The organism is Vibrio astriarenae (genome assembly GCF_010587385.1).
Classification (GTDB): domain Bacteria; phylum Pseudomonadota; class Gammaproteobacteria; order Enterobacterales; family Vibrionaceae; genus Vibrio; species Vibrio astriarenae.
In genome coordinates this window covers 164,526-178,260 of record NZ_CP047476.1, presented here as the reverse complement: position 1 = coordinate 178,260, position 13,735 = coordinate 164,526, and the positions used below count along the sequence as shown (strand labels likewise).

Sequence of the window (13,735 nt, the reverse complement as noted above, 5' to 3'; positions counted from 1 at the left end):
AAGCAAGTTCGGCTTTATACCTCTTCAAGTACTTCCTGCTGAGCTTCCGCTTTATCCGTCTGTCCAAACCCCCGCAGACCAACCACGTGTACGTGCTCGTGGTCTTTGAACACTTTACGCACTAGTTTGTACGTAGTGCCCTTCTCTGGGCTAATGTTTTCTGGTGCGGCGATGAGAAGCTGCATGTCTAGGCGGTCACACAGCTCGAATAGCGTCGAGATCGATTTCGCATCGAGACGAGCTGCCTCATCAAGGAACAGTAGGCGACATGGGACGATGTCTTTGCTACGTAGACGGCGTGACTCTTCTTCCCAGCTTTGAACGACCATCAATAGGATTGACTGACCGGTACCGATCGCTTCACCCGTTGATAGTGCGCCTGATTCCGCTTGTAACCAACCATCTGAGCCACGGTTGACTTCCACGCTTAGCTCTAGGTAGTTACGGTAATCGAGCAATTCTTCACCCAATACCTGTGGCGAGCGCTGGCCCATATCGATGTGTGGGTTCACGCGTTGGAACAGTTTCGCCATCGCTTCTGAGAAAGTAAAGCGAGACGTTTCGAACAGATCTTTGTGAGCGTCTTGCTGCGCTGCAAGGCTTGCAAGCAACACTTCGTGGCTCTCACGCACTTTCACGTTCAAACGAACGCCGTTAACCTGACCGAAGTTAATGTTTGATAGACCTTGGTTAAGCATACGGATGCGGTTCTGCTCGCGCTGAATCGTCTTCTTGATGATGCTCGCCACTGACTCAGAGCTAATTGCTAGTCGGTTTTCACGCTGCGTGAGCTCTTCTGTTAGTCGAGCAAGCTCCACTTCCATCTCTTCAATCGCTTCTACCGGATCATCAGTATGAATGATGTCTTGACGAATACGTTCGCGTAGGTGCTGATAAACTGCGATGTAGAACAGTACTTTACGCTCTGGACGTGCATTGTCTTCTGATAGACGCAGTGCATCACGTAGGTCTTCATTGTCAGCCACCGCTAGACGCAACGCACCTAGAGATTTGTCCGACATAGAGCGAAGCTCATCGGCACTCATGTAAGCGAGCTCACGTTTATGTAGACGACGCTCTACATCGTTTTCACGCGCTAGACGTAATACTGAACACCAACCTGCTTTAGCTGCCACAACGAAGGTACGCAATTCAATGTACTCTTTTTGTACTTTCTTCATCCGCTTAGCAAGACCTTTCATCTCAAGCTCGGTTGAGGTGAGCGTGCGCTCATATTCGCTCTTACGGCTGCGAGAAGTGTGAAGACGCTCTTGTAGCTCGTCACGGCGACGAAGTGCGCGCTCTTCTGCACCTTCATCAGCGTTAACACCAAACTCTTGCAACTCTTGGCGGAACTCTTGAACGGTCTCTAGCTTCGCTTGGTGCGAGCTCTTCAATGATGCCAATACTTGGTTGTATTGGTTCATTTGGCCTTGAGACTGTTTTAGCTGTTCGCGAGAGCGCGTACGTGCGGCTTCAGCTTCAACCAGTTTGGCTTTGAGTTGCTCACTCAGTTCGCTGCTCTTGTTGAGAAGATCAACGGAGTCTGAATAGCTAAAGTAATGGCGACGCTCAACCAAATCTGCCAGTGCAAAGATCTTCGCTTTTAGGCTTTGTAGATCTTGGTCTGCTTGCTGGTATTGGTTTTGTAGTGCGTCGAACTGCTCAGGGTCAGCCTCTAGCGCATTGGCAATGCCTTCTAACTCAGTCACCGCTTTGTGGTGTGCATTGAGGAAAGTTTTCGCTTCTGATAGTTGCGCCAGTTTGCTTTCAAGCTCTTCGAAGCGCTCAACCAGTGTTTCGTCTTCAATAAGACGCATGTTTGGAACGATCTTATCTAGGGCAGTCAGTGCTTGCTTACTCGTGGTTACTTGGCTGCGTTGCTGCTGCTCTTTGCTTTCTAAATCGCTAAGCACACGTACAATCTGAGTGCGCTTATCACGCGCGACCACAAGGGCTTGCTCTGGGTCTGCGTTGAACGCAACTTGTATGTGTTTCGCCACGAAGTTATTGAAGGCTTGGAATAGACGCTGCTGCTTCTGGGCATCAAATGCTGCTTTCGCGTGTTGCTCAACCACGTGTTCGCGCTCGTTACGCAGTAGCTCTAGGCGCTGCTCACGAGCTGCACGGCCAAACAGGGGGATCTCTGGAAGGCGAGAGTAACGCATTTGGCGCTCGTTCAGGCGAACACACACTGCACCTTCTAGCTCTTCTGCGTTGAAGCTGCTGTCATCAAAGGCGTCAATGTCACCTTCAATGATGTACAAGTCTTCTGGGCAGTCATCAAGCTCAACCAGCTTCTCTTCGATGTCTGATAAATCAGAAACCACAATGGCATGACGCGCCGGGCCATACATTGCGCTGAAGTATGGCGCATCACCAATGGTGATATCGTCATAGATTTCAGATAGCAGTACGCCGCCTAGTGTATCGGCAAGGCCTTTAAGACGAGGGTCATTCGAACCGCCAGGTGAAGCTAGGCGTTCAATCTCGCTCTCTAGCTCGCTACGACGTGTAGCTAGTTTGTCTTTTTCTAGAGAGAGATTTTTCTCATCTTCTAAAACAAGCTGCATCTGAGACATGACCGCTTGGCTGTCTTCTAGCGCTGCACCGCTTTGCTCACGCAGAGTTTCTAGTGCATCGTGCGCTGCAATCCAATCAGGAGCGATAGATTCTAGGCGCTTAATTTCCGTGCTCAGGTCTTGCTCGTTACGGCGCTGTTCACTGCGCTGTTCGCGAAGCTCGTCTTGCGCTACGTCTAGAGTTTCTAGCTGCATTGCGTGACGTTCACGCTCTTGCTCAACCGCAAGCTCATCTTCAAGTGCTGAGTTAAACTGTTTTTGGTAGCCATCGACCAACTCTTTCACTTGGCGTTGAGTGTTGATATTGCGTTCTAAGTCGCGGTGTTGAGCGCGCCATTGCTGCTCGTTTTCAACGACTTGCTGCGCATCACGAGCTTGCTTGAAGATCGCTTTTGCTTGGGCAGCGGCTTGATTGCGCTCAACATTACCCAGGATGCTTTTCACTAGCTTATACGCTGTATCGAACTGCTCTGCAGCTGCCGAAGACATGTCTAGCTTATGCTTGATAGAAAGCAGTTCGTTAGTGTTGTTCGCTTCTTGATTCTTTAGCTCAGAAACCAATGCCTGAGCACTTTCTGCCGTCAGCGCATCGTCATCCAACAGTGACTTCGCTTTTTCAAGCGCTTGCACTGCTTGTTGGTATTGCAGCGCACGGGTTTGCTGTACATCAAGCGCTTGTTGGTAGTCAGCCAGCTGAGTCTTCAGGCTGTCCACTTCTTCCTCAGAAACCGTGGCTTGCTCTTCGGCCATCAAAACGCGCTCTTGCGCTTCTTCGACAACCATCATCTGCTCTTCAAGGCGCTCGCTAAGCTCTTCCAGATCTTCTTGATAACGGATGATCTTTTCTTGCTGACGCAGTGCGTTTTGCACCAATTGAAGGTGGTCAGATGCAGCGCGGTGATCAACCTCAAGTGCCGTTTCTTGGTCCATCAGCAACTCGAGCTCTTCTTGAACTTGAGTCATTAGCTGGTTCTGTTCAATCAGCGTTTGACGAGAGCCGAATAGCTCTTGGCGCAGAGCCATGGTTTGGTCCAGCTTCTTGCGGCGCTCGTTAGCATGGCGCATGTAGTCTGCAGCAACGTAGTTGGTTGACTCCGTGATCAAGTGCTTGAAGAGGTCACGGTCTGCCTGCGTGACCTTGATGGCTTCTAGCGTCATGCGGTTTTCACGCAGTGCCGATTCCATATCTTGGAACGCTTTCTTCACACCGCCGTTTTGTGGCAATAGGTAGTCACGTAGCGAGCGAGTAATAGCACTTGAGATACCACCGTAAAGCGATGCTTCAATCAAGCGATAGAACTTAGAGCGGTCGCTTGAGTTGCGTAGCTTCTTAGGAATCACGCCAAACTCAAACATTTGAGCGTGGTAATCCACGATTGAGTTGAACGCTTTGAAGTGAGTGCCTTCGTATTGCGCTACCGCTTCTTTGACTTCATTAATCTGACGTACACGCGCTTGGTTGTCTGATACCGCTTCTATAAGAATATCCGTTGGCTTCACATCCATCGGCAAGCCTTGGATAACGAAAGGCTTGATGTCCACTTTCTTATCACGGCCCGCCACTTGTTGCAGCTTAACCGCAAATAGGAGACGTTGGTTACGTGAGTTGATCACGTCTAGCGCCGCGTAACACGCACCCGCTTGAAGCTTACCGTAAAGACCTTTATCGCGAGAAGACTGGCTTGAGCCAGCTTCTGTGGTGTTACGGAAATGAAGCAAGCTTTGGTCTGGGATCAAGCTTGTGATGAAGGCTGCCATTGTGGTGGACTTACCCGCACCGTTACCGCCTGAAAGTGTTGTCACTAGACCATCGATGTCGAACGTGCGTGCAAAGAAGCCGTTCCAGTTCACCATGGTCAGTGATTGATATTTACCGCGTTGAATCATGCTTCATCCTCTAGCGCATGCTCAGGTTGTGTCTCAACCTCAATGTTCTCGTTGTCGCCCTGCTCTAGCAGGCTACCTTGGCTTGGCTCTGGCGTGTGCACTACCGCTTCACCATCACGGATCAGACGAAGCTGCGCTTCACGCATGTCATCACCCACACGCACATCCGCACCAAAGCGGAACACCGCTTCACTAATACGGAATTTACCTGTTTCACCAACGGTGATCACCATGCCTAAACGGCGAAGGCGGCGTAGTGACGTACGCACTTTCTCAAACAGTTTTTCTTTATCGAGATCAGAGCCTGATGCGCGGTTGGTCACCAGCTTCATCAGTTTTTTCTCATCGGTTAGCGTCATGAGCTCTTCATACAACTCTTGGTTGGTGAAGATACCTTCATGCGCCAAACGCTCTGGGCTAAGGTAAAGAAAACACAATACTTTACCTACCAACATATCAAGTTCAGATAGTACACTGCGGCTAATGAGTGACGTTGAACGAGGACGCAGGTAGAAAAAGCCTTCAGGGGCTTTTACTAGCTCTGTGTTGTAACGCTGATAGAACTGACCCAGCTCTACTTCAAAATCACAAAGTAGTGCGTGGTTATCCAGATCTTCGCTAGAGATATGACGCCCTGCACGCAACAAGCTGTCGAGTTGCGGGAACAGAGGGTTAGAGATTGCTTTTACCAGATTCTCTGGCATGTAGTCGTTAGTATCTGTCGATGACATTTGCTTGTACCTTTGCGCCAAAGTCGTTGATTGCCTGCCAATCTGGCTGGATCGCTTGGTAGTCAGATTCTGAGTAACCCATACGTACCGCTTGATCAACAACGATGCGAGCTAAATCAAAATGATGAGTGTGTGGGTGCTCTGCGAGGTAATCACGCAATACCGCACCGAGATCGATCGGGTTGCCTTGGTCTTTGTGGGCCTTCAGCATGTCACCGATACGCTCTGACAGCTCATCATTGACTTGTTCAAACTCTTCGTATTCCACTTCCATTGGCACTTGACCAGTCACTTCATCATCGCGAAGGACTAGCGCCTCATCACGCAGGTCAGTCAGACGCTCTGCATCGGCATAAGTGAGGAACCATGGTTGGTCGAAGTAGTCTTTCAGTGATTGACGTAAGCGCGAGCTGAACGCTCGGTTCTTATCCATATCAATCGCTGTACGAATAAACTTGTGGACGTGGCGGTCATAACCGATCCAAAGATCGATGGTTTGTTGACCCCAGCTTGTGATGCGATCCAACTTCATTTGCAGGCTAAATAGCGTTTCGTCAATGAAGTCGAGTTCTTCATTGCCGTAGACCTGCTCTTGGATATCTAAGATCTGCGTTTGCAGCTCATCACCTGCCGCTTGCAAGGTGTCTTGCAGCTCTTTTAGTGTTTCAGAAGTTTCTGACAATAGCTGTTCACAGTTATTGATGGCTTCGCGCCAGTCTTTATTTAGCAGCTCTGCAATCTGAACTTTGACTTGCTGCTGCTGCTCATCCATCACACGCTGGTTGAGATCGATCTGGTCGAAAATCTCAGCTACGGAGTAACGCAGAACGCCATAAACGTTCTTTTTCCAATGTGCGGGAGTACCGCCCTCTTGAGCTGCTTGCAGTGCTTTTGCCATTTCATCTGCCACCATGGACAGCTGAATAGACAAACGCAACTTAGAGAACTCTCGATGACGGACGTAGTAATCTGAAATGCCAATCGCCAACGGTGATAAACGATAGATGCTAGCACCATCGTTGATTTCACTCGTAAATCGGCTAATAAGACGTTGTTTCACCATATCATTGATGGCGTTGTTCGCTCGGAACGCTGACGCTTCACCTGTCTCAGGAAACATTTTCGAGACAATCGCGAATGCATCATGCAGTTCACCTTCCCCCAGCTCTTCATCAAATCGCTCGTTGCTTAATACGGCAAGTGCAATGAGAAAGGCTAAGCGCTCAGGAGGTAGGCTGAGAGAAAAATCATTCCTCTGTACCCAGCTAACCAGTTCATCCACCGGCTGCTCAGCTACATTGTGAGTCATCTCACTCATTATTATTCCTGTTGTTGCTTCTTTTTGGCCCATACATGAATGTATCGACCCAATGAGAGGTATGGCTCTTGTCGACAAAGTTGTTTTTCTAATGCCAATACGTCTTCATATTCGTAATCGCCAACAAACTCTCTATCACCGATGTAATCACTGAACGATCGAATCCCCGATTTTCCGCAGATTTCAAACCCTGCGTCTTCGATCCACTGATATACGTCCTCTGGCTTTAGACCTTTTTGCGGCTGTAATTTAAACCTTTTTCTAAACGGCATACCGTTTAGTACATGCGGGATATTGCCACAAATTACATTCTTGTAAACTAGCCCATGATGGTTGTAGAACATAATCGAGGCCATACCGCCGTCTTTGACTTGTTTGAGGAGCAATTTGAGTGCTTCTTCAGGGTCAGCAAGCCACTCCATCACAGCATGAAACATAGCAATATCCACCTTGGCATCAAGATGGTTTCCCACCTCCTGCACTGGGCTATGCACAAAGCGATACTGTTCACTCAGACCATTCGCCTCAATATCCTTCTCTGCCAGCTTGAGCATTTCAGAGGACAAGTCACATAGAATGACCTCGTGACCCAGTTTGGCCACTTTTTGTGACATTTGAGCGAGTCCGCCCCCTGCATCTAAAACAGTAAGAGGGGTTTCTTGTTGGTCAAAATTCGCTAATAATGCTTCTAAGTCTTCCCAAACAATGACTTGACGGATTTCTCCTTTATCTGAGCCATAGATGTTTTTTGCGAATTTGTGGGCAATATCATCGAAATTGCGGTCTTGTGTTTGTTTCATTGCGATATCATAATCCTCCGACCCGCTATTCTGTCATAGGATGATTAGGAATAAAGAGGGAGTGTGTTAATTTGTCTTCAATTGATGTTTTTTCGGGCTATTTTGTATGTTTGAACTGAAAAAAGTGGTCTCAGCTCTGCTTATGCCGCTACCAGCAATGCTCATAGTGGCGTTTTTCGGCCTGATGCTCATTATGTTTACAGCAAAACGTAAGTCCGGCTGTTTCATTGTTCTTTTTGCTTTGATAGGCATCTTTCTGATTGCCTTTCAGCCTGTAACTACCCGTTTATTGATGCCTCTTGAAAGGCAGTACAGTATTTTTCTACCTATCGATAAATCTGTCGATTACGTGATGGTTTTAGGCAATGGTCATGTTGTTGATGATCAAATTCCACCTACTTCAGAACTGACTCGCGCCGGTTTGATGAGACTAAGCGAAGGCATCCGTATTTTGCGCATGTACCCCGGAGCTAAACTGATTCTTTCTGGTTATGCGGGCGGTACTGATACAAGTAATGCACGAATGATGGCGAAAGTCGCACTGGCTTTAGGGGTGTCAAAATCTGATATCGTTTTGCTAGAAACGGCGAAAGACACATGGGAAGAAGCGCACCAAGCCGCCGCTTATGTCGGTAAGAAGCAGTTAGTTGTTGTCACCTCGGCGAGCCACATGAAGCGTGCAATGCAGGAGTTTGATACCGCTGGTTTAAAACCCCTTCCAGCACCCACCAACTACTTAGCGCATGACAATATTAATCAACCTTGGGACAAGTATATGCCTAAGGCAAAATATTTAGAGCAAACAGAACGTTATTGGCACGAAACGCTTGGCACCTATTGGAAAGCCCTTCGAGATTGGGCAGGTGAAACAAAGACGATGGAAGCGCCAATAGAGATTCTTAGCGAAACTGAAATAGAGAATTAGATTGCTCTTTGAGCTTTTTTAAACCGCCCTTGGTTTGAGCCATTGGCGGTTTTTTGTGTTTTATTTTGAGGCAGCCTACTTAATTCAGTCAACGCTCCCACTTCGATCTATTCAAACACCGACTCTTTTAACCAATCTGAGAACAGGCGAAATTTGTCGCGATTTTCCATACCCGGCACCGTGACTAACCAATAGGACTTATCTGTGGTCACCCTTTTGAAAGGAGCCACAAGCTCGCCAGTCTCTAGCTTCTCTTTGACCGCAGTGTACCTTCCAATTGCCACGCCAAGCCCGCTCTGTGCCGCAACCAATGCAGATGTCCACTCATCAACGATAAACTCTTTGCACTCTTGTATCGGCGGTTTTTGTTTGGTCAACCACTGTTGCCAGTCGGACGAGTGACTATTTTTGATCAAGGTGACACCAGATAGTGACGTTCCCTCATCCAACAAGTGATGCTCTTGGGCGTAGGCTAAGGTGCAAATTGGGAGTATCTGCTCACTTCCTAACTCTTCGCAATAGAAATCAATCGTTGGAAGATCATATACAATCGCTAGATCCATCGATTCATCATCAAACCTTTGTGAATCGTACGACGTGACCAATCGCACCGTTAATTCAGGGTATGCTTTGATAAAGCTGCCTAATCTGGGGATCAATACATTTACGGCAAAATGGGGAGAGGTTCCAACTCGAATTTCACCTCTTGGAATGGGATTTCTTATCTCATCGATAACCGTATCCACTCGCCCAAACGAACTAGAGACCGAATCAAACAACTCGCTTCCCTCAGGGGTTAGGGTGATGCTTCTAACCCTGCGTACAAATAGTTTGCACCCAACCTCTTCTTCGAGGTTTTTTATCCTGTGACTAACAGCCGCTTGGGTTATCCCCAGCGCACTTCCCGCTTGTGTAAAGCTGAGGCATTTCGCCACAACTTGGAATAGATAGAGGTTACTGTAATTGACTGAGCTTCTAATCATACATACCACATGCATTAGTTTTATTTATGGGGATATCGAAATTCGCAATTTGTAGGAGGCTATAGGTTAGGTAATTCTAATCCATAACCATTTTATTGCGAGAAGATTGTTTTGAACAAAGATCTAAAAGTTGTTGTGATTGGCGCGGGCTCAAGCTACACGCCAGAGTTGATCGAGGGGTTACTGTTACGCGAGGGCAGTCTTCCCATTAGAGAATTATGGTTGGTCGATATAGAAGCGGGCCGCTGGAAAGCGGAAATAATCTATCAGCTCGCTTTGCGGATGGTTGAAAGAGCAGGCCACTCGATGAAAGTTATATTAACTGACGATCGTGAAACTGCACTTAAAGAGGCTGACTTTGTCTGTTCCCAGTTCAGAGCTGGGGGCATAGAGAGCAGAGTCCAAGACGAAGCTATCGCCGCGAAGTTTGGCATGATAGCTCAAGAAACGAATGGCATTGTTGGGCTAGCCAATGCACTGCGAACGATCCCCATCGCACTCGATATCGCTCGACAGATGGAAAAGCTATGTCCTGAAGCTTGGTTGTTGAACTTCACCAATCCATCAGGGATGGTGACTGAGGCCATTTTGCAACAAACCTCCATCAAAACTCTGGGCTTGTGTAACGTGCCCGTTATCATGGAGCAGAGCGTACTAAAAGTGCTCGATACTACGGCTGATGAACTGTTCTTTCAGGTGGCAGGACTGAACCACCTGATATGGGCGCGTAAAATCCAATATAAGGGACAAGACAAAATGCCTTATATTCTAGAGCGCGCGATTACCGATAATCACTTAATGCTTCCTAGAAATATTGAAGCATTCGATTGGTCTCCAATTTTATTGCGACAGCTAGAAATGCTGCCGTGTGCGTATCTCCGCTATTTCTATACCTCTTGGGATACAAAACCTAAACAAACTCACGACCAAGACAAGCCCAACCGCGCTGATGTCGTCAAAGAAATAGAAACCAAGCTATTCGACATCTATAAAGATCCAAACCTAGACGTAAAGCCCAAAGAACTCGAACTTCGTGGAGGCCAATACTACTCAGAATCTGCATGTCGCCTCATGAACGCTATTTACAATGACACTGGGGAAATTATGCACGTTAACACCACCAATCATGGCGCCATTAACGGATTACCAATAGATTGTGTCGTTGAGGTAAGCTCCGTCATCCGTGCATCTGGCGCTCATCCATTGCGTGTCGAAGCGTTCCCACAAGATACCCTGCGACTGATCCAAACAATGAAAACCTTTGAGCAATTAACGATAGAAGCCGCAATAAATGGCAGCGTCGGATTAGCACTTCGCGCCCTAACGTTAAACCCAATCATCGAATCTGGCAGCAGTCTAGAGCTTGCTCTAAAAGAAATTCTTGAACAAAACCTAGATGCGACTCCCGCATTTAAAAGGGATGACATAAATAGGCTCGGTGGGGTTAAAGAATGAAGCTTATTATCAATGCTGATGACTTTGGGCTGACGAAACAAGTCAATCGAGCCATTGTTCAAGCAATGCAAAATGGTGTCGTTACTAGCACGACTTTGATGACGAATCAGCCTGCGACGGAGCACGCAATTAAGTTAATCAAAGAGCATCAACTGGATAACATCGGCCTCCATGTCACTCTAACCTCAGGGCGGCCTATTTCACCAATCAAAAATGTAGCAGACCTAATCGATGAAAACGGACAATTTCTAACATACTCTGAACTCAGCAAGCTGTGTGAATCCATTCCACCCGAGCAAGTCTACACTGAGGCGATGAGCCAATATAGATTCGCAGTAAGCAGAGGGGTAAACCTGACTCACATTGATTCTCACCACTTTGCCGCTTTTCTTCCAAACCTCAGTGAGGGTTTCTTGGCTTTTGCCAATGAAGTGGGGCTACCTTGTCGACGCTGTGATTTTTTCGAGAACAACATAGGCAAGCTTAAAGTCCCAACGACCGATCGTTTCAGTGCTCGTTTTTACGCCGAACGGGCTAACAAGGCAGGTTTTAAGCAAACGATATTGGAGCTGTTAGAGTCAGTGCAAAATGGCACAACTGAGATTATGGCCCATCCCGCTTATAACGATGATTCTCTCAAATCCCTCTCTTGTTACACCAGTCAAAGAGAAGTGGAATTGATGGTTCTAACCTCATTTGAAATTAGAACTTGGCTCGCACAGCAAGGAGTTGAACTCATCAATTTCCAGCAACTTCAACGTGAGTTCACTTAATACTTCAACTGAGCTGTTCGACGTTTTTTGAACCCAATTTCTAATTACCAAAGCCGTACTTTGAAACAAAGGCGGCTTTTCATTCATTGACACTTCATAAGATAATGATTTTATTAAACTCGTACTCACACTAGTTAGGAAATACTGTTATGGATGATAAAAAAGCCAATCAAGAAGTCACTGTCGTTGATATTAAGATGCCATTCCTTTCAATGGTCATCTTTCTCGTTAAACTCGCCATTGCTGCGATTCCAGCGATGATCATTCTCTCGATCATCTTCGCAATACTAGGAGCGGTATTTGGTGGGGTTTTCCACAGCTTCCTCTATAGTCACGGCTATTAGTTATGTATGCGGTCAAGCCAGAGCATTAATCTGGCTTGGTTGCTCACTACAAAGCCAGGCTATGCCCCAGCTAAATCCATGCCTAAATCTCCCGTCAACTTCTCAACAAGCAACTAAAATTGCTGCTACTTTTAAGTCTGGCCGAATCAAAATGGAATTGGACAATGCACGACTTGGGCACCTTTGTGGTTACCGTCTTTATGGGTTTCTTCGCTATGATGAATCCCATCGCAAACACCGCGGTTTTTGTTGGGATGACGGCATCGAAGTCCCCTCAAGAAACACGTAAAATTGCGTTCAAAGCGCTCTTTTGCGCCTTTTGTATCGTGGCCGTGTTTTGTTTACTGGGAAAAGGGATCTTTAGCCTATTTGGCATTACTTTACCCGCACTTCGCTTAGCTGGTGGTATCTTAGTCTTTCTCGTTGGGTATCACATGCTGCAAGGCAAGCAGTCGAAGATACACTCACATCAAGAGGCGACGCAAACCGCCGTACAGATTGAGGAAGATGAGGGAGATATCGCGATCTCTCCATTGGCACTGCCCATTCTTGCTGGGCCTGGCACTCTCGCTACAGCAATGAACTATTCAGCCTCTGGTGATATCACTCATATTCTGGTTACAATCGCTGCGTTTGCCGTGCTTTGTGTCATTACCTTTGTCTGTTTCATTGCTGGCCCTCAGTTAGTCGAGAAGATCGGTGAGGGTGGCATCAGTATTGTCACTCGAATTATGGGATTGATTCTCACGGTGATTGGTATGCAAATGCTGATACAAGGCGTACACGATGCCGTTATGCTATTTGGACCTACAGCATCGTGATGCCAACAGTTACGCCCTATCGACAGGTGATTCGTTTACATATTGATAGTTTCGGTGCCCAAGTGTACAAAGGCCATACAATCAATACTGTTTAACTATACCTTGTTGTTCGATATCGGTTAGTATTCAAAGACAAAGCAGAAGAATCATAGAAAGTAGGAGAATCTGTCATGACTCGCGAAACAAAAACAATGGAAGTACCAGTTGCTATAGCAGACAGAGTACAAGCTTTGATCGATTCGTATGATGCACAAGAAAAATTTAAAGCGGAACGTAAAGTTGTGGTGAATGACCTGCTTGCGATGGACAATCTAAGTTGTGAAATGGCCGTTTATAGCCTTCCACAAGGGGAGCTCCTCGATACCCTGCGCTTCGTCTACGAACTGTCTGGGACCAACAGCCGCTTTGTTAAGAACATTCTTACTCAAACACGTGAAAACCCTAAGAAAGTGCTTTCTGACTCTCAACGCTCTTCTGCAAAGAGCTTGCTGTTTAATCTACTTAACGACCCATCCGTTGTATCGGCGATGAAAGAGATCTAACGTCAACCAATTTCCTCTAGAGTGCTGATATTCACTCAGCACTCTGCCCTTACCTTCTTTGGTTACCCTATGAAAAATATTCACTTTTCTACTTCGTCCTTGGAGTTATTGTCAATTAGTCCTCATGACATTCCACTCGCACTATTACTAGAAGCCGATCCCAGTGAAGAGGCAATCGCTAAATACCTTTCAGATAGTCAGTGCTTTGTCGCGAAATTTGAAGAGCAAGTCGTGGCAGCGGTGATCATCAACTCAAACGCAGACCAAGAAAGTGAAATTTTCAACGTATCTGTTGTGCCTCATCTTCAGGGTAATGGCATTGGTACGTTGCTACTTAAATTTGCTCTAAACGAAATAAAGCGCATAAGTGACGGGAAAGTCGTTTTAGGAACGGGGACATTCGGTTATCAGCTGACTTATTATCAACGTCTCGGCTTTCGAATCGATACCATTTTTAAAGATCACTTTCTCAATAATTACGATGACGAAATCTGGGAAAACGGCATTCAACACAAAGACATGTTGCGCTTATATATAGATTTGAATGAGATAGCGCCATTTGATATTGGCTGAA

General features: G+C 46.7%; 12 protein-coding genes. 7 read left to right on the top strand and 5 right to left on the bottom strand.

Annotation, left to right across the window (positions count from 1 at the left end; translation table 11 throughout):
- Window positions 1-14 precede the first annotated feature (14 nt).
- The 4 genes from mukB to cmoM are packed head-to-tail and all read right to left on the bottom strand — an operon-like array spanning window position 15 to window position 7,318.
- On the bottom strand, window positions 15-4,469 hold the full coding sequence (mukB, locus tag GT360_RS15265) for a chromosome partition protein MukB (protein WP_164649827.1): 4,455 nt from the start codon (window positions 4,467-4,469) through the stop codon (window positions 15-17).
- Window positions 4,466-5,200 carry a chromosome partition protein MukE gene (gene mukE / locus GT360_RS15260; protein WP_164649826.1) on the bottom strand — a complete coding sequence of 245 codons (735 nt, stop codon included), beginning with the start codon at window positions 5,198-5,200 and terminating at the stop codon, window positions 4,466-4,468. Before mukE ends, mukB begins: the two co-directional genes overlap by 4 nt.
- The gene (gene mukF / locus GT360_RS15255; protein ID WP_164649825.1) at window positions 5,181-6,518 is read right to left on the bottom strand and encodes a chromosome partition protein MukF; all 1,338 of its coding nucleotides are present in this window, start codon (window positions 6,516-6,518) and stop codon (window positions 5,181-5,183) included. The genes mukE and mukF overlap by 20 nt, the downstream gene beginning before the upstream one ends.
- Before the next feature lie 2 nt (window positions 6,519-6,520).
- A complete protein-coding gene (cmoM, locus tag GT360_RS15250; protein WP_164649824.1) occupies window positions 6,521-7,318 on the bottom strand; it encodes a tRNA uridine 5-oxyacetic acid(34) methyltransferase CmoM in 798 nt (265 codons plus the stop codon).
- Window positions 7,319-7,424: 106 nt separating this feature from the next.
- Between cmoM and elyC the strand changes: the two genes are divergently transcribed.
- Window positions 7,425-8,243: an envelope biogenesis factor ElyC gene (gene elyC, locus GT360_RS15245; protein WP_164649823.1), complete on the top strand. Its 819-nt coding sequence runs from the start codon at window positions 7,425-7,427 to the stop codon at window positions 8,241-8,243.
- 107 nt (window positions 8,244-8,350) lie between these two features.
- On the opposite strand, the gene GT360_RS15240 is transcribed toward elyC, so the two are convergent.
- Entirely contained in the window at window positions 8,351-9,226 is an 876-nt protein-coding gene (locus tag GT360_RS15240) for a LysR substrate-binding domain-containing protein (RefSeq protein WP_164649822.1), read from the bottom strand.
- A 111-nt stretch (window positions 9,227-9,337) separates the two neighbouring features.
- Between GT360_RS15240 and GT360_RS15235 the strand changes: the two genes are divergently transcribed.
- From GT360_RS15235 to GT360_RS15210, 6 genes are all read left to right on the top strand, one after another.
- The gene (locus tag GT360_RS15235) at window positions 9,338-10,681 is read left to right on the top strand and encodes a 6-phospho-beta-glucosidase (protein ID WP_164649821.1); all 1,344 of its coding nucleotides are present in this window, start codon (window positions 9,338-9,340) and stop codon (window positions 10,679-10,681) included.
- Window positions 10,678-11,454: a carbohydrate deacetylase gene (locus GT360_RS15230; protein ID WP_164649820.1), complete on the top strand. Its 777-nt coding sequence runs from the start codon at window positions 10,678-10,680 to the stop codon at window positions 11,452-11,454. Before GT360_RS15235 ends, GT360_RS15230 begins: the two co-directional genes overlap by 4 nt.
- A gap of 149 nt (window positions 11,455-11,603) precedes the next feature.
- Window positions 11,604-11,798 carry a hypothetical protein gene (locus GT360_RS15225; protein WP_164649819.1) on the top strand — a complete coding sequence of 65 codons (195 nt, stop codon included), beginning with the start codon at window positions 11,604-11,606 and terminating at the stop codon, window positions 11,796-11,798.
- 164 nt (window positions 11,799-11,962) lie between these two features.
- Complete coding sequence (locus tag GT360_RS15220) at window positions 11,963-12,619, top strand: MarC family protein (protein ID WP_164649818.1); 657 nt, start codon at window positions 11,963-11,965, stop codon at window positions 12,617-12,619.
- A 170-nt stretch (window positions 12,620-12,789) separates the two neighbouring features.
- On the top strand, window positions 12,790-13,161 hold the full coding sequence (locus GT360_RS15215) for a hypothetical protein (protein ID WP_164649817.1): 372 nt from the start codon (window positions 12,790-12,792) through the stop codon (window positions 13,159-13,161).
- 99 nt (window positions 13,162-13,260) lie between these two features.
- Complete coding sequence (locus GT360_RS15210) at window positions 13,261-13,734, top strand: GNAT family N-acetyltransferase (protein ID WP_420825463.1); 474 nt, start codon at window positions 13,261-13,263, stop codon at window positions 13,732-13,734.
- Window position 13,735: the final 1 nt, after the last annotated feature.